Origin of the sequence: Rhizobium sp. M1 (genome assembly GCF_002531805.1) — a bacterium.
Taxonomy (GTDB): Bacteria; Pseudomonadota; Alphaproteobacteria; order Rhizobiales; family Rhizobiaceae; genus Rhizobium; species Rhizobium etli_C.
Genome location: NZ_NWSW01000069.1, coordinates 1 through 16,140, shown reverse-complemented (window position 1 = coordinate 16,140; position 16,140 = coordinate 1). Strand labels below are relative to the sequence as shown.

Here is a 16,140-nt window from a genome sequence, read left to right as displayed (position 1 = left end):
CCCCGCTATTGCCAGACGGGGTCAATGCACCGCTTACCTTTGTGTGGCATTCCCTGGCGACGAGCTTGCTGCCCCCTCTCTCGGCGTAGCTGGCTGACCCAGTGCTTGGCATAGACATTGCAGGGGATGAATGCGGCGGTAACTCGTTGGGGTCGGAAGTCGTCAAAGTGCTTTCCTAGGCGTCGGCATTGCCTATCGAGCACCTCGCCAGACGGAAGCACGATCGATCTGGCACGTATGTATGCGTACGGGATCATAACCATAGAGGAGTTGAAACGATGGCGGACATTCTTACATCTCTAAACCCGCTCCGGTGGATTGAAGCGCCATCCACGGAACTGGACAGCCAAGTGACCCAAAGTTTATTCCCGATGTTCCAACGCTTGGCGGAAGCGGGCGCTGAAACCGCTAAAATTCTGCAGGTTGCCTTATTGCGCCGCGTGCAAGTCATGTGCGACAGCCAGTCTACCCACCAGGGAAAGCTCTTTACTGAGGCCGAACGTCTTGCCGAGAGTCTACGCGAGGTGCACGACAATGGGAATTTGGGCCACGCTTGGGCGGAATACCTGCGCGACGCTAGTGAGCGCGCCATGTTGTGCATGGATCTTCTCCGACAGCGCGGCGACATCTTCCTCGAACATGAAGCGGCAGGCTGTCCGCCGGTTTTCTTCTGCGACTACGAAACAGTTATGGATGGAAACGATCTGCCCCTGAAATCCAATTACGTGTTACTTCGAATGATCCCGCCCCAAGGTGTTAACGTCGATGACACGAAGCGTCCTTTTATAATAATTTGTCCGCGCGCCGGACATAGTCCCGGCGTCGGTGGCCACAAAGAAGACAGCCAGGTCGGCGTGGCGTTCCGGGAAGGTCACCCGGTTTATTTAGTGTCCTTCCGCCGAGAGCCAGAGGGGGGCAGTATCTCTCTAATGTCACGTATGCGGAAGCGGCCTTTGTTCGTGAGGTCATGCGCCTGCATCCGCTGGCCCGCCTTCCTGTCGTAGTCGGCAACTGCCAAGCTGGCTGGGCTACCCTTCTGATGGTTGCGACAAATCTCGACTTAGCTGGCCCGATCATCCTCAACGGATCGCCGGTGACACCTACCTCGGGAAATATCGGCGAAAATACCCTCCGCTACATGGCGGGCCTCTTCGGGGGAGCTTGGGTACCCATGTTTTTGTCAGATCTGGGCGGAGGCATCTTCGACGGCGCCCATCTCGTACAGAATTTCGAAACGCTTAATCCCGAGCGCCAGTTATTCCTGAAGTATGTCGAACTGTTCCGAGATGTGGATGCGGCGAGCGAAGCCTTCCTTAAAGCTGAGAAGTGGTGGGGCGGCTTCTGCCTGATGCGGGGAGACGAGATCCGCTGGATAGTTGAGCACCTCTTTGTTGGTAATCGACTGGCGCAGAACAAGGCGTATGGGGAGCCGGAACGGCGGCATTTCGACCTTAAGAAGATCAGGGCGCCTATTATCATATTTGCCAGTCATGGCGACAATGTCACGCCGCCGCAGCAGGCGCTGAATTGGATCCCCGAAATCTATGACAACGAGGAGGAAATCCGCCTTCTCGGCCAGCACATTATTTATATGGTACATAACGACGTCGGTCACCTCGGTACTTTCGTTTCCTCGAGAGTAATCAACAAAGAATACAATGAGGTTGCAAGCACGCTGGAGGCAATTGAGGCGTTGTTGCCTGGTCTTTACGAGATGCGCATCACGGACATTCAAGAAGATGCTGGACACAAGAGCTATAGTGTTGAGCTGATCGAGCGCACCTTCGAGAATATCCGTGAGTTTAACGACGGCTATGACGATGGAGGTCCCTTCGCTGCCGTCGCCCGCGTCTCTGAACTGCAAGCGCAGATCTATCACACAGTTGCCCGCCCCTTTGTGCAGGCCGCGGTCACGGACATGTCAGCAGACGCCAGCCGAATGTTCCATCCAAAGCGGCTGGAGCGATCGCTGCTGTCTTCTCAGAATCCGATCATGGTTGGCTATAAGTCCATTTCAGAGCAGGTGCGGAACTCCCGGGCAAAGGCAGCAGCGGAAAATCCTTTCCTGGCTGCGGAAGCGCTCTATTTCAAGGCTGTCGAAGAGGCGATCGTGGTCATGCGCGACTGGCGCGACATGGGTTATGAGCTCGCGTTTCACATGATCTGGAACAACCCTTGGCAGCGATATTTTGACAATCCCCACGAAGCATATCGCAAAGGGACGACACTTGGCGATATGAGATGGCAGCCGGACATCGCCAATGCGCTCAGGGCGATCGCGATCGGCGGACTCGCCGATGCCATCATCCGTATGGTCGTACTCCTGGTGAGCGATCGTGGCGGAATCCGACGCGACCGCCTGGCGCGCTGGTCGCGGGTGCTGACCGAGGACGAGCCCTTCCGCTCACTAAGCGCTGATCACTTGGCCGCAATCACTCGCGTACAGACGGCCATCGTCACCTTTGAGCCGCAGCAAGCAATCGAGACGCTGCCGCTGTTGCTAACGGAACCGAGGCAACGGCAACTCGCTTATGCAGCCGCTTGCTATATCCCGGGCTCCAGGGCGGAGATGTCATCGAGTACTGTTGCCATGCTACAGCGCTTCGCTGACGTGCTTGGCCAGCCATCGATCGTCGATGATGTGATTGAGGATCCGCTGGCAGCGACATAGTTGTTCTTAGAGTTGCGTCTCGATCTCACCGAATCGCAAAATTATTGGTTTCCGCTCGTTGGTCACGGAGGCGCTTGAAACAATTCAATCGCAAATCCAGCCAGGACCGCAAATCGGAAGATTGCTATCGGACATCCGTGCTTTGCAACGCAACGATGCCGTAATCCGGTTCGGTGATCGGGCCGGCCGAGGGCGGATCAAACTGTGGAGGAAGGCTCTCGTCATAGGGCTAGCGCTCGCTGCAAATCATCGTGATCGAACGCACTGGCCATACGGTTGATCTCGGCTGACCGCGCACCGACCGCCTTGGCGGTCTCGCGCCACCTTGCGGTGTCGCGACTTCCTTAATGATCACGCGAGCCTCGGCGAGCGTTAGGGCGTAGAGCCATGCAGCTTCTTCCAGCAGGTCAAGGGAGCAGGTGCCTTCATCAAGATCAATGTTTGTCGTCAGCGCGCGCGCCTTGACATCCGTAGGCACTGGATTGAGGTCATAGGCAGGGGACAACGACCAGCTGGCTTTATCGAGCCACAGAAAGCCGTGATTTTTCTCCCCAGCTCAGAGCTAGAGCGGGCTGCAGCGAGAAGCGGCCAGGGTCCTCGAGCCAGGCACGATCAAACTCAAACACGATTGTTTCGGCACCACGGGCGCGATTGCTCCGGGCCATATGGGACGTGTGCGGCCGTGAAGGTCGAGATGAACTTCGAAATCAGCCATCGCGTGACGATCCCGGTGATCGCCTTGGGTGAGCGTGCTTGGGCAACTCTGCATTGGCCAGAGACTGGCCGACGCTGTCGTTACCGATGTCGGCGACTTGGCTCAGCCCATCTAGCAGGCTGAGTGCCTGGAGGACGCCTGCATAGATGCCGATGCTGACATTGGTGTCGCCGGCCTCGATCTTTTGAAGCGTTGAGCGTGAGGTGAAGGCACGTTCGGCTACTACCGCCATAGACAGGCGGCGACGTCGACGTGCGTCGTGGATGTCTGCGCCCAGTTTGCGCAGCGCGCGCCGCACAGCGGCCGGAGGGTTGTGAGGTGTCGGAATTTGTCACTTCGCACTACAGATTGCGCTAGATATGTAGCACGAAGGTTACAATTTTTCAAGAGAGATGGTCAGAGAGAAAAGTGGTTAGAATGGGAATTGCGGGAGCGATACCGCAAATACGAGCCAAGCTGGCAGGCGAAGAGAGATGGCGGATCTTGAGGCGCTCAAGATCGATGCCGCCTCCGGACTGGAGGCGCGATCGGAACCACTATCGTCTGCTGATGCGGCTTTTGCCGATTGCCAAGCTGCACCCGGCCCTTAGTCGAACGGGTGCTCCTGGAAGATGCGGTGGTGTCGGTGACCGTGGACACCTCGTCGATCAGGGTCGCAACCGTGGCTGGTTTTGAGAAATCGGCGGGCGGACATTGTCGGCCATCAGGACACCAATTGAACTAGGCCATTTGGACTAGAATCTCCACTTATGGCGCGCCAACCGATCGGTTCCTCATGGATCGGGAAGCCGACCTTTACACAGCAGGCTCAATCCTCGAGAATAGTTGCTAATGACCGCTCATCAGACAATCTGATTGAAAGTTCCCCGCGAAGCAGCCATATATTTAGCTCAAATTCATTAGTGCTACGTAGGACATTGATCATGGTAGATGTGGAGCTGCACGTCGCTCGGCAAAATGCCTCTCTTCGAGTGCAAGTCGAAGAAAGGCTCAGACAGGCTATTGCGACGGGCAAGTTCAAGCCGGGGCAAAGGCTCGTCGAGCGCGAGCTTTGCGAAATGATCGGCGTGGGTCGCACGTCCGTCCGTGAAGCGCTTCGGCAGCTTGAGGCAGAGGGATTGATCACAAGCTTCCCCCACAAGGGTCCAGTTGTCAGTATCATAACCTATGAGGAGGCCGCTCAGCTCTACACCGTCCGCGCGCTGCTCGAGGGGTTTGCTGGTCAGCAGTTCGCCGAAAATGGAACGGCGGAAGATATTGCCACTTTGCAAGATGCCGTTAGAGAATTCGAAGCGTCGGCGGAAAGCGGCGTGGGACACAGGCTCATCGCTGCCAAAAACGCATTCTATGACTGCTTGATGGATGGCAGCAAAAACGTCTTCGTCAGGCAAATGCTAACATCGCTGCACAACCGGATCAATCTTCTGCGCATGACTTCGATGACACAACCGGGGCGCCTCAAACATAGCATTGCAGAAATCAAAGAGATTGCCGAAGCGATCCAAAATCGCAACGGACCCAGGGCTGCGGCCGCTTGTAAGCACCACATTGATATGGCTGCGAAAGTCGCACTCGAGTACCTGCGCAATAACACCTCAGGCTGATGCCATAAGATTTTCCGAAAATTGACAGATTGTCTGATGCTGGAGGTGGCCGGGTGTTAATTAAATCCTTCAGGCACGGTGCTTTTGACAACGCAACAACCTCTCGTGTCCATCGGACGATAAGATGGGTGCTGGTTGCACGTTCATTTTAAGTGAGGTGATTGAAGAAGCGACGGCAAAATTGGCGTCGTAGCGAGGGCGCGCCGGCCCAAGCATGAATTTTCCGATTGACAGATTGTCTGATAGGTCGTTAACTGCTCCTCACTAACGGAGGTAGCCGATTGTGCTTGCCTCACATTCGGGAGCGGGACGTTGTCACCACGAAAAAATCTGCGCGTCGCCTTTATTGGTCTCGGCGCAATGGGCGGGCCGATGGCACAACATCTGTTGTCGGCTCAATTCGAAGTCACTGGCTTTGATCTATCGGCCGAGGCTAGGGAAAGGTTCGCGGCCGTCGGCGGCGTTCCGGCAGAGACGGTAGCGGAAGCATTCAATGGCGCCGATGTTGCGGTTACCATGCTTCCCAACGGCAAGATTGTTCAAGACGCGCTCTTCAAGGATGGGGCCTGGCAATCCCTGAGCACTGACGCGCTTGTCATCGACATGAGCTCATCGGCGCCCAATGATACTCGTGAGCTCGCAGAGCGCTTGCATCAGAAGGGCTTGCGGCTGGTCGATGCTCCCGTGTCAGGCGGAGTGAAGCGAGCCGTCGAAGGCTCTCTTACTATCATGGCAGGCGGTGCTTCTGACGATATCGATCAAGCTGATCCCATCCTGTGCGCCATGGGCGGCCAGATTTTTAGGACAGGCCCGATCGGCTCAGGGCACGCCATGAAAGCCATCAACAATTTCGTATCGGGAGCCGGGGTTCTGGCAGCTATCGAAGGCGTTCTTCTTGGCCGAACGTTTGGTCTCGATCCTAGAACGATCGTCGATATTCTCAACTCGTCGTCTGGCAAGAACAACGCAACAGAAGTGAAGATGAAGCAGTTCATCCTCTCGGAGACTTTTGGCTCTGGTTTTGCTTTGGGGCTTATGGCGAAAGACATTAGGATTGCAGCGGACTTGTCGAAGGCGCTCAATCTCCAGCTGCCGACATTGGCCGGTACCGCTGATGCCTGGGATGCTGCTCGGCATGCTTTAGGCCCCGATGTCGACCATACGAAAATTGCGCAGTTCGTGAAAGATCGGGCCTGACCGCGAAAAACTACGCCAAACTGACAGTTGAAAATTGTCTGATAATCTGTCAAATATGATGAAGGGAGCGAAACCCAATGGCCACTTTGGACAGGAAAGATAAGGGGTCTAAGGCCGGCGAGCGAACAGCTCCATCGGAGCAGTTCAAGCGCGGACTTGCTACTCGTCGGCAGGTGATGGGGGACGCTTACGTTGATGCGGCCCTCGGAAAGGCGACCGACTTCACCTGGCCGATGCAGGAACTCGTCACCGAGTATTGTTGGGACAATATCTGGAACCGACCTGGCCTCGACCGTCGCGCTCGATCGATCCTCAACCTTGGAATGATAGCGGTTTTAAACCGACCGCACGAGCTCAGAGGCCACATCCGCGGCGCCATCAACAACGGTGTTACGAAACAGGAGATCCAGGAGATCTTCCTTCAGGTGGCTATCTACGTTGGTGTGCCAGCAGGCATCGACAGTTTCAGGCATGCCCAGGAAGTCTTCACCGAAATGGGCATTTGAGAATGTGCTGTCCCGTTAGGGGGCATGTACAACATGCGCGGAGTTCTCAGCGCTTATCAACAAGGGAGGAGCCTAAAATGGCGATAGATCTCAAGAAATTCATAGAATTCGTGCGGGAGGATTTCGAGTTCAAGCGCGAAACTCGTTATCTTAACGGTATATTAAAATGCGATTTCCCTACCCGCAGTGTAGCGCTTCATTTCGAGGACGGTACGTTGCTAAAGGTGGAAGAGGCCGAATACGACGACGACAAGTGCACTATCGTCATACGCGGGACCGGTTCACAGTGGGAGGCGCTGCTTCAGCACAAACCCTTGCCGTTTTATCAGTGCTTGCAGTCATCAAACATCAAGCATGGCCTCTACCTTAGCAGTAACAACGAAACCTTCGCGTATCTGCCTGCTCTCAACCGCATGACCACCCTGATGCGCAATGCCCGTTCTGAAGGAGCAGCAGCATGACCAAGTTTGACCCCATTATCGGCCGTTATCTCTATCTCACCGTAGAAGGTATCGAGTACCGCGTCTATTACGAAGAAGCGGGCCAGGGGATTCCGCTTCTCGTCGGTCATACGGCAGGGTCCGACGGTCGCCAATACCGTCATATGCTTTGCGATTCCGACGTGACGAAAAATTTTCGCGTCATCGCGTTCGATCTGCCGTATCACGGCAAGTCCCTTCCCCCCTACGGCGTTCGCTGGTGGGAGAAGGAATACAACATGACCAAGAAGTTCATGATGGACTTCCAGCTCGAACTCTCAAAAGCACTCGACCTAGACCGCCCCGTTTATTTGGGCAGCTCCATGGGCGGCCATCTCGCGATCGACCTGGCATCGAACTATCCGGACAACTTCCGCGCCACGATCTCGGTCGAAGGTGCGTTGCGCTCGGCGGCGGAGTACGTCGACGTCGGTATGGCTGGCATCCGCAGGGAGTTCGACAATCCAAACGTCAATCGCACCTCCATCGGTGCGGCGATGATGCTGAATATCTCACCGTACTCGCCAGAAGCGAATGTCCGTGAAATCCAGTGGGAATACAGCTGCGGTGGACCGGGAATCTTCGCGGGTGATCTTTATTACTACTACTACGACCACGATGTGTCGCCAGAAGAAGCCAGCAAAATCGATACGTCGAAATGTATGCTATACTTCCTCACGGGCGAATACGATCCAAACACGTCCCCGGCCGATACCAAGATTGCTGCAGACCTGGTCAAAGGCTCCAAGTTTTGGACAATGGAAAAGCTCGGACATTTTCCCGTTACTGAGGACTATAGCGAGTTCCGGAAGTATCTGTTGCCGATTCTTGAGGAGATCCAACAGTCATCAGCAGCCCGGTCTAAGGTTGCCTGATCCTTTTCTCGGGAGGAGAACTTCAATGAGGTGCATTCTGAATGTCACACTTGGGGCGCTGATCTCGGTTAGCGCCCTGGCGACAACCGCTTACGCGGATGGTGTCGATCAGCTACCGGCTACAGAAAAGAAGATCTATGAAACTGTAGATCCGCAGATTCCATTGGGGGCGAGCGCCTACAAAGACTTCAAGCCCAAAAAGGGTCCTCCGTGGAAGATCGGCTATGCAAGCAGCTACGCTGGCAACACCTGGCGAGCCGCGGCTCTCGATGCGGTCATGAGCGATCTTTTACCGCGATCAAAGGCTGCGGGCCTGGTGTCTGATGTCGTGGTCACCCAGTCGGATCTTAAAGACGCCGTTCAGATCCAGCAGATGCGTCAAATGGTGGACGAAGGCGTCGATGCAATCATCATCTGCTGCTCGAACGTCACGGCTCTTAATCAGACGATCGAATATGCCTACAAAGCCGGTGTGCCGGTGTTCTCATTTTCGGGCTACGTGACGTCGCCATACGCCATCAATGGCGCGGCCAATCACGCGCAGGGCGGTGCCGAGATGGCGACGTGGCTGGCGGAAAAAATAGGAAAGAAGGGCAATATCCTTCTCGTTTCTGGTATTCCCGGTTTCGCTTCTTCGGACAGCTTTGACAAAGCGGCTAAGGAAGCACTTGCTAAGTACCCCGACATAAAGATCGTCGGTGAAGTTGCAGGGAAGTGGACCGACCAGGTGGCCCAGGTCGAAGTTCAGAAGTTTCTTGCGACGAACCCGACGAAGATTGATGGGATCCTCACGCAGGGGGCCCAAGAGAACGGCGTTCTCAACGCAATGCTGCAGTCAGGTCGAGACATGATCCCGATTACTCTCGGGGGGGAAGCTTCCGCCGCGTGCTACTGGCGCAAGAACCCCGAGTTTGTGGACAGGAGTTTCCATATTTGGCCGCCGCGTCGCGAGATGCAACAGATGTGGGAGATCATGCTCCGCACATTGGAGGGACAAGGCCCTAAGGTTCAGTCCTTCCTTCGACCCGTCTTGCCTTACACCATCGATGAAGTCCGCGCGGCAATACCAGAAGATTGCGACTTGAACTCGACAGACTTCGTGGAGCCCAAGGCGGACGGGTGGTTTCCTGCTGCGATTGCTGCAGACTACTTCGAACGCCCGGCTGATCCCTGGAAGCCTGTGTCGAAGTGAAACTGTTCTGCCCGGTGGGTCTTGCCACCGGACAGAAGTTTCTCTTGTGGGAGGACCGCCTCGCGCGGCCGTTGGGATTAGAGGATCTCCGATGCAAAACCAAACTACGATCAAGTTGATCAATGTTGCCAAGTCTTTCGGCGAGACTAAGGCCTTAAAGAAGTGTGATTTTGAAGCCCGGGCCGGAGAAGTGCACGCCATCGTCGGAGAGAATGGAAGTGGCAAAAGCACGATGGCGAAGATCATGTCTGGAGTGTTGCACCCAGATTCCGGGAGCGTTTCGGTCCTTGGAGAAGAGATTTCGACTCCGACTGACGCCAAGCGCATCGGGCTGACAACGATCTTCCAGGAAGTGCTGGTGGCCGACGAGGCCAGTGTATTGGAAAACCTGTATGTCGGGCGCGACGGCATCTTCCGCTCGCAGGGCGGCAGTGGTCGTCGTACCGAGGCTGAGGAGATCCTGAAACGCCTCGTCGGCAAGCCCGTGGATCTCGATCAGAACGTTGGGGCATTGCCTCTGAGCGTCAAGCAATGGATAGTTATTGCGCGAGCGGTCTTGCGCAGGCCGAAGGTCCTCATCCTCGATGAATCGTCTGCGGCATTAGACCTCGATTCCACGATCCGCCTCCACGAGGAAATTGATCGTCTCCGTAGGGAAGGTGCGACCGTGCTGATCGTAACGCATCGGATCGCTGAACTTGTCCGCATCGCCGATCGAGCCACGATCCTTCGCGACGGCGTCACCATTGGTACGCTCGAGAAGCATGAAATAACTGAAGAGAACCTGCTTTCAATGATGACGCCCGCGGACCGAAACGCAAGCGACGCGAAGGCGTACGAATCAAAGCAAGTAGGCGCCGCCGCGCCGGCCGTGGTAGCGGTAAGAGACCTCGTTACTCACAGCGCGGCAGCGCCCTTCGATTTCGATCTACCGAAAGGAGCGATCATCGGTGTTGCAGGACTCGACGGGCAGGGGCAGGACGCTTTTGTACGCGCCGTTGCGGGTATCATCCAGCCTTTTGGTGGTAATGTCCAAGTCTGGTCATCCAGCACCGAGAGAATGAAAAAGATCGCATCGCTCGAAGACGCTACCAAAGCAGGAATCTCGTATATTTCCGGCGACCGCAAGCGTGAAGGTATCTTCCCTCAGCAGAGCATCTTCGAAAATCTTGCCATCGGCGTCTATCGCAAGAACCTCGGTCCTCTTGGTATAATCAATAAGGCCGGCCTCAAACCCATGTTCAAACGCGAGGTGGATCGGCTCCGGATTAAGATTGGAAGTCCGGCGAACAAGATCACCTCACTGTCGGGCGGAAATCAGCAAAAAGTTTTGATCGGCCGTGCCTTTGCAAACGAACCCTCCGTCATCGTCCTTAACGATCCCGCTCGCGGTGTCGACCTCGGAACGAAGCGCGATCTCTACCGCGAACTGCGCCTGTTCACGGAGAAGGGTGGCAGCGTGATTTATCTATCAAGCGAAATCGAAGAGTTCATCGGCTTTGCGGACCGCGTCGACGTCTTCTTTGCTGGAAGGCTTTTCCGGTCGCTAGCAGGCGAGGACATAGCGGAAGAGCCAATCTTGGCCGCAATGTTTGGAAAATCGCCAAACGCCTCCATCGAGTTCGATCTGGAAAGGACTGCATGATGTCTGGAATCGCATTCCGTCAAATCACCCAGGACCGTTCCCTCTTCGTGCCGGCCGGCCTATTCATTGTCCTTTTGGTCGCCGTTGCCCTACGCGGACACGGGCTATTCACGAACAACGGCCTCGCAGGTGCAATCCTTGTCGCCACGCCCTTGATTCTAACGGCGCTTGCCCTCACCCCCATTGTCATGGCGGGTCGTGGAGCAGTGGACCTTTCAGTTGGCCCCTTGATGGGGTTCATCAACGTTACCCTTATTACCTGGCTTGTGGGTAACGGAATTACCAACCCTATCGCAGTGATAGTATGGGCAGTCGGCCTGGGAGCGGTATTCCAGCTACTCCAGGCGCTGGTTATCATTTATGTGCGTGTCGCTCCGATAATCGTTACGCTGTCGGGTTTTCTTGTCCTCTCCGGGTTGAACCTGATGGTGATGTCCCGACCGGGTGGAGTCGCGCCCGACTGGATGCTTAGCTGGGGGGCGGGGACCGACATCATGTCACCTGTTTTGCTGTTGCTGGTTGCAGCGTATGCATTATGGCTCCTTCTCAGGGGGACTATGTTTTACCGCAACCTTCGCATGACGGGTGCGGATGAGCGCATGGCTTATACGAGCGGCGTTCGAGTGGACGCAGTCCGCATCATCGCCCACGTTGTTGGTGGAGCATTCGCTGGACTTGCCGCCCTCAGCTACACGGCGCTGATCTCCTCTGGTGATCCGACGCAGGGCAGCACCTACACCCTTCAGGCTGTTACGGCCCTGGTTCTCGGAGGTGCGAGCCTCTCCGGTGGTCGTGGTGGAGCACTTGGATCTACGCTTGGCGCGATCAACATGTTCCTCATCTCCTATCTCCTCTCCACCTTCAACTTCGGCACGGTTTCGGGGTTCGTTACCCAGATGGCATTCGGCTTAATCCTCGTCGGATCACTTCTCGTGAACGTCTTTGTCATCAGTCGCCGCGCGGTTGTGTAAGGAGCAAGATAATGGTCGCGACAGTTATGAATTCCGAAATCAAATCGGCTCAGAAGTCTAACCCGCTCAAGGCTCATCGGAGCATCGTCATTGGCTTTGTTCTTCTGGCCTCTCTCTTAGCACTCGGTGCATTGCTGGTCCCCGGCTTCGTATCATCCCAAAACGCGCGTTCAATCCTTCTTCTCGCAGCGTTTCTGGGGCTTGCCTCCATTGGCCAGACCCTATGCGCTCTGGTCGGTGCGCTCGATCTTTCGATACCATATATTATTGGAGGCGCGAACATCCTCCTCCCCAGCCTTATGGTCGCAGGTATTCCCGCTCCCCTCGCGATGCTGGTTGTCATGCTCCTCGGTGCGCTTGTCGGGGCCGCCAATGGCGCCCTGAGCTTCCGTCTCCAAGGGCAAGCGCTGATCATGTCGCTCGGAGTTGGCTTCGCGGCCGTCGGTGCGGTCCAGATCTACACCTCACTCGGCTCGGCGTTTGGTGGTACAGTGTTTGCTCCGGTACCCGAATGGCTGAGGAACATTTCGGCGTTCAACGGAAAGTTTTTCGGCCTGTCGCTGCCTCCGGTCATCGTGATCTGGGCTATCGTCGCCATCGCGCTTGGATGGTTCATGTACAACACCTGGTTTGGCCGCAGCATTTACGCCGTCGGCGGAAGCCGGACGGCGGCCGCCCGCCTCGGGATCTCCGAGTTCAAGGTCTGGACCGTCATCCATAGCGTCAGCGGTGCCATGTCTGCAATCACGGGCATGCTGCTACTAGGGTTTTCCGGTGGTGGCTTCGTCGGCGTGGGCGACCCTTATCTTTTCACCACCGTAGCAGCGGTGGTGATTGGAGGGACGTCGCTTCTTGGTGGGGCGGGCGGCTATGGCGCGACAGTGCTCGGTGTTCTTGTCCTGACTGTACTGACCTCGCTTCTAGTTGGCCTCGGACTGAACTTTCCGGCGCAGCAGGCTGTCGTCGGTTTGCTCATCGTTCCGATGGTCGCGATATACGCACGGTCACCACACATTCGAAATCAGATATGATCAATGCATAGAAAGGAAGATCCATGGCAATCTCCAGCACCCTGCTAGGCCGTTTAAAGGACCAGACTCTCGTTCGCGAGCAGATGCTGGTTGGAGGAAAGTGGTCGAGCGAAGGGGTAAACGGCACACGCATCAACGTGCTAAACCCCTCCACGATGGACGTCCTTGCCTCTCTGCCTAGCGCTGGCCTTGCTGAAGTGCGAGCCTCTATCGATGCTGCAAAGGCTGCACAGAAGAAGTGGGCTAAGGTTTCGGCGAAGGAACGCTCGCTGATCATGCGGAAGTTCTACGAAGAGGTGGTAGCTAACGCTGAAGACCTGGCCGTAATTCTGACATCGGAAATGGGCAAGCCACTGGCGGAAGCGCGTGGCGAGATTGCTTACGGCGCTTCCTACATCGAATGGTTCGGTGAGGAAGCCAAGCGTGTCTATGGTGACACCATTCCAGGTCACCAGGCCGACAAGCGACTGCTTGTCATCAAGCAGCCGGTTGGCGTTGTGGCCGCCATCGCTCCTTGGAACTTTCCGTCGGCGATGGTGTGCCGCAAGATCGCGCCGGCGCTCGCGTCCGGCTGCGCGATCGTATTCAAGCCTGCTGCCGAGACTCCGTTATCGGCGCTTGCATTGGCGATCCTCGCGGAGCGTGCCGGAATACCCGATGGCTTGTTCAGCGTCCTCCCGACGGATAATGCAAGAATGTTTGGCGAGGAGGTCTGCTCCAACCCGGTCGTGAAGAAACTGACCTTCACCGGTTCGACCGAAGTTGGCCGTATCTTGATGGCGCAAGGCGCCCAGAAGATCATGAAGCTGAGCCTGGAACTCGGCGGCAATGCGCCGTTTATCGTTTTCGACGATGCAGATCTCGACCAGGCGGTCGAGGGGGCTATGCTTTCTAAGTTTCGTAACGCGGGTCAGACCTGCGTGTGCGCGAACCGTATTTACGTACAGAGCGGGATCCATGACAGGTTCGTCGAGAAGCTGGCAATGCGCGTGAGTGCCTTGCAGGTTCTTGACGGGTTTGAGAGCGGGGCGACGATCGGCCCGTTGATCAACGATGAAGCGGTAGCAAAGCTCTATGGTCATATCGATGACGCTGTGACCAAGGGTGCGACTGTCGTGGTTGGTGGTGACCGCGATGCTCGCGGAGGCACGTTCGTTCAACCAACGCTTCTCTCGGGTGCGACAAAGGATATGAAGGTTGCGCGTGAGGAAACCTTCGCGCCTCTGGCTCCGGTGTTCAAGTTCGATACTGTCGAGGAAGTCATCGAACTCGCGAACGATACGGAATTCGGCTTGGCAGCCTACTTTTTCGCCAACGACCTCAGGAACGTTTGGAAGGTCACAGAGGCGCTGGAATACGGCATGGTTGGCGTGAACACGGGTCTGATTTCCACCGAATTAGCGCCATTCGGCGGCGTCAAGCAATCCGGCTTCGGCCGAGAGGGCTCAAAGTACGGAATGGATGACTTCTTATCCATGAAATACGTCTGCATGGGCGGGATCGGCGCATAGCGATCGCCCAAGGGTCGCTCGCCGACTGAACTTAAAGGGGGAGAGGTCTGTTGAATAGAGGCAGGACAGCAACATCCTCTCCGCCGGTTGCGAGGTCTCAAAAGGCTGGACTTTTCTAGAGGTTTCGCGGGAGCTGTCCTACGGATCTTCCCTTCCGACCCCTTCTGGGGCCGGCCTTGCAGACGAGATTTCTGCCTGTCTTTTCGATTGTCGATCCTTCCGCCAATGCCCTACAAGGTAAGTCTTTCCCAGATAGCTTGTAGCCTTCGAAGAGGTAACACGACATGAACGAGCTGTTGCACCGTGGCGTTGTCGTTTCAACGTATCAAAGTCCTGAGCAGGAGCATGATCACCACCCGATCGATGCACGCGTTCGTCCTGAAATCGATCAGGCCGACGATGCTGCACGTGCGAGCGTGGAGGGTCAAGCGAAAGCCATTCGCGTCAACCAGCGACGCGTCAAGGTGTAGTTGTCGGCGGCCGCACCCTCAGTGTCGGTTTGACGTAGCCGCCGATCTTCGCCGGCGCCAGGCCTTTATGGTAGATCCGGATGCGTCCGGGTCATCCAGACGTCAAACGCGTAATGCAGGAAGAGATTCGATAGGATCGGGCTGACCACGCCCCCTTGCGGGGTACCACGCGTCCGCTCAATGACTTCTCCGTTCTTTTCCACAGGCGCGGTCAACCATCTTTCGATGTAGAGCAGAGCCCAGTTGCATTTGACGTCTTTTCTGACCGCCTTCAGCAAGAGATCATGCGGAAGATTGTCGAACAGCCCTTTGATGTCGAATTCCAGAACCCAATCGTACTTCCAGCACCGCTGACGCGTTACCCCAACGGCATCCAAAGCCGACTTCATCGGCCTGTAGCCATAGGAGTCTGGCAAGAAGAGCGGCTCTAAATCCGGCTCAATCATCTGCTTGACCACCATCTGCGCGATCCGATCACTGACCGTCGGCACACCCAAAACCCTTTCGCCTCCAGTCTTCTTTGGAATGGAGACGGCGCGCACCGGCGGCGGAAAGTAAGCCCCAGAAGACATCCGATTCCAGATCTTGTAGAGATTTCTCGCAAGGTCTTTGTCAAACATCTCCAGGGTCTCACCGTCCACCCCGGCTGCACCACGGTTGGCTTTGACCGCTTTGTAAGCTTCGTACACTTGCCGTTTCTCAATCCGAAACGGCTTGTCTGTCGTACCTATCGAAGTCATCCTGTTTCCAGTTGTTCCAAACAATACGACCACCTGATCCGATCCCTTTGCTCTGGCCCCATTACAGGGCCCTCAACGCTCATACGGATCGGTCCGCCCCAGTCTCCTGCATCGGTACTCTCGCCTTACGGTTTCTCCGCTTGGGCTTCTCCCTTGGCATCAGGAGCCTGGTTCCTGCAGTTCCGCGTGAAAGCCTGTGTCCAACTCACGCCCCCTCTACGCCGGTCGCCGCCCGCCCAATCATCAGGCACCCGGCGGACTTGTCCCAGGATGACGAAGCAGTCCTGGTTTCGACGACGCTTATATTCATAACGGCGCGTCTTCGGAGGGTTCACTTTCGTTCGTCTTTCGGACACGCACCTGCTCGGATCTCGTCCGAACTTTTCATCCGGCGCGCACCACCACGGCTCTTTGCCGCAGCAGCTCGGACTGGTTTGAGACCCGCTGACCTGCCACTGAATTTTCATCCGACTGCGATTAGAGCCTCGGCGGTTTTTGAACCGCTCCCAAACGTTGGACCACCGGATGCTAGA

General features: G+C 56.1%; 13 protein-coding genes and 3 pseudogenes. 13 read left to right on the top strand and 3 right to left on the bottom strand.

Annotated elements, in window-relative coordinates; all coding sequences use genetic code 11:
* The first annotated feature begins 278 nt into the window (after positions 1–278).
* Positions 279–1,004: a DUF3141 domain-containing protein gene (locus CO655_RS34830; RefSeq protein ID WP_348628172.1), complete on the top strand. Its 726-nt coding sequence runs from the start codon at positions 279–281 to the stop codon at positions 1,002–1,004.
* Positions 935–2,671: pseudogene (locus CO655_RS32190) on the top strand (DUF3141 domain-containing protein); the annotation flags it as partial. The gene CO655_RS34830 and the pseudogene CO655_RS32190, both read left to right, overlap by 70 nt.
* 221 nt (positions 2,672–2,892) lie before the next feature.
* Here the strand turns inward: CO655_RS32190 and CO655_RS34825 are convergent.
* Both CO655_RS34825 and CO655_RS32180 read right to left on the bottom strand, forming a co-directional pair.
* Positions 2,893–3,218 (bottom strand): annotated as a pseudogene (locus CO655_RS34825) (HipA domain-containing protein); the annotation flags it as partial.
* A gap of 160 nt (positions 3,219–3,378) precedes the next feature.
* Positions 3,379–3,714 carry a helix-turn-helix transcriptional regulator gene (locus CO655_RS32180; RefSeq protein WP_097667899.1) on the bottom strand — a complete coding sequence of 112 codons (336 nt, stop codon included), beginning with the start codon at positions 3,712–3,714 and terminating at the stop codon, positions 3,379–3,381.
* Between the two features lie 595 nt (positions 3,715–4,309).
* On the opposite strand from CO655_RS32180, the gene CO655_RS32175 reads away from it, so the two are divergent.
* The 11 genes from CO655_RS32175 to CO655_RS32125 all read left to right on the top strand — a co-directional run bounded on the left by CO655_RS32175 (position 4,310) and on the right by CO655_RS32125 (position 14,867).
* Positions 4,310–4,990: a GntR family transcriptional regulator gene (locus CO655_RS32175; RefSeq protein ID WP_097667898.1), complete on the top strand. Its 681-nt coding sequence runs from the start codon at positions 4,310–4,312 to the stop codon at positions 4,988–4,990.
* Positions 4,991–5,302: 312 nt separating this feature from the next.
* Positions 5,303–6,187 (top strand): NAD(P)-dependent oxidoreductase, encoded by an 885-nt coding sequence (locus tag CO655_RS32170; RefSeq protein WP_097667897.1) that lies wholly within the window; start codon positions 5,303–5,305, stop codon positions 6,185–6,187.
* A gap of 77 nt (positions 6,188–6,264) precedes the next feature.
* Entirely contained in the window at positions 6,265–6,693 is a 429-nt protein-coding gene (locus CO655_RS32165) for a carboxymuconolactone decarboxylase family protein (protein WP_004668619.1), read from the top strand.
* Positions 6,694–6,770: 77 nt separating this feature from the next.
* Positions 6,771–7,154, top strand: coding sequence for a hypothetical protein (locus CO655_RS32160; RefSeq protein WP_004668622.1), 384 nt, complete (start codon positions 6,771–6,773; stop codon positions 7,152–7,154).
* On the top strand, positions 7,151–8,047 hold the full coding sequence (locus tag CO655_RS32155) for an alpha/beta hydrolase (RefSeq protein ID WP_004668623.1): 897 nt from the start codon (positions 7,151–7,153) through the stop codon (positions 8,045–8,047). The genes CO655_RS32160 and CO655_RS32155 overlap by 4 nt, the downstream gene beginning before the upstream one ends.
* A gap of 25 nt (positions 8,048–8,072) precedes the next feature.
* On the top strand, positions 8,073–9,239 hold the full coding sequence (locus CO655_RS32150; RefSeq protein ID WP_008534334.1) for an ABC transporter substrate-binding protein: 1,167 nt from the start codon (positions 8,073–8,075) through the stop codon (positions 9,237–9,239).
* A gap of 91 nt (positions 9,240–9,330) precedes the next feature.
* The gene (locus CO655_RS32145; RefSeq protein ID WP_097667896.1) at positions 9,331–10,884 is read left to right on the top strand and encodes a sugar ABC transporter ATP-binding protein; all 1,554 of its coding nucleotides are present in this window, start codon (positions 9,331–9,333) and stop codon (positions 10,882–10,884) included.
* A complete protein-coding gene (locus tag CO655_RS32140; RefSeq protein WP_097667895.1) occupies positions 10,881–11,855 on the top strand; it encodes an ABC transporter permease in 975 nt (324 codons plus the stop codon). Before CO655_RS32145 ends, CO655_RS32140 begins: the two co-directional genes overlap by 4 nt.
* An 11-nt stretch (positions 11,856–11,866) precedes the next feature.
* On the top strand, positions 11,867–12,886 hold the full coding sequence (locus tag CO655_RS32135) for an ABC transporter permease (protein ID WP_004668632.1): 1,020 nt from the start codon (positions 11,867–11,869) through the stop codon (positions 12,884–12,886).
* Positions 12,887–12,909: 23 nt separating this feature from the next.
* Positions 12,910–14,397 carry an NAD-dependent succinate-semialdehyde dehydrogenase gene (locus tag CO655_RS32130; RefSeq protein WP_008534338.1) on the top strand — a complete coding sequence of 496 codons (1,488 nt, stop codon included), beginning with the start codon at positions 12,910–12,912 and terminating at the stop codon, positions 14,395–14,397.
* A gap of 284 nt (positions 14,398–14,681) precedes the next feature.
* Positions 14,682–14,867, top strand: coding sequence for a hypothetical protein (locus CO655_RS32125; RefSeq protein WP_010065684.1), 186 nt, complete (start codon positions 14,682–14,684; stop codon positions 14,865–14,867).
* Between the two features lie 68 nt (positions 14,868–14,935).
* Here CO655_RS32125 and CO655_RS32120 read toward each other — a convergent pair.
* Positions 14,936–15,607 (bottom strand): annotated as a pseudogene (locus CO655_RS32120) (group II intron reverse transcriptase/maturase); the annotation flags it as partial.
* Between the last annotated feature and the right edge of the window lie 533 nt (positions 15,608–16,140).

Excerpts from the sequence above, each read along its gene's own strand:
- CO655_RS32135 (WP_004668632.1), top strand. The coding sequence starts at position 11,867 with ATGGTCGCGACAGTTATGAATTCCGAAATCAAATCGGCTCAGAAGTCT.
- CO655_RS34830 (WP_348628172.1), top strand. The coding sequence starts at position 279 with ATGGCGGACATTCTTACATCTCTAAACCCGCTCCGGTGGATTGAAGCG.
- CO655_RS32175 (WP_097667898.1), top strand. The coding sequence starts at position 4,310 with ATGGTAGATGTGGAGCTGCACGTCGCTCGGCAAAATGCCTCTCTTCGA.
- CO655_RS32125 (WP_010065684.1), top strand. The coding sequence starts at position 14,682 with ATGAACGAGCTGTTGCACCGTGGCGTTGTCGTTTCAACGTATCAAAGT.
- CO655_RS32140 (WP_097667895.1), top strand. The coding sequence starts at position 10,881 with ATGATGTCTGGAATCGCATTCCGTCAAATCACCCAGGACCGTTCCCTC.
- CO655_RS32165 (WP_004668619.1), top strand. The coding sequence starts at position 6,265 with ATGGCCACTTTGGACAGGAAAGATAAGGGGTCTAAGGCCGGCGAGCGA.
- CO655_RS32130 (WP_008534338.1), top strand. The coding sequence starts at position 12,910 with ATGGCAATCTCCAGCACCCTGCTAGGCCGTTTAAAGGACCAGACTCTC.
- CO655_RS32160 (WP_004668622.1), top strand. The coding sequence starts at position 6,771 with ATGGCGATAGATCTCAAGAAATTCATAGAATTCGTGCGGGAGGATTTC.
- CO655_RS32155 (WP_004668623.1), top strand. The coding sequence starts at position 7,151 with ATGACCAAGTTTGACCCCATTATCGGCCGTTATCTCTATCTCACCGTA.
- CO655_RS32150 (WP_008534334.1), top strand. The coding sequence starts at position 8,073 with ATGAGGTGCATTCTGAATGTCACACTTGGGGCGCTGATCTCGGTTAGC.
- CO655_RS32145 (WP_097667896.1), top strand. The coding sequence starts at position 9,331 with ATGCAAAACCAAACTACGATCAAGTTGATCAATGTTGCCAAGTCTTTC.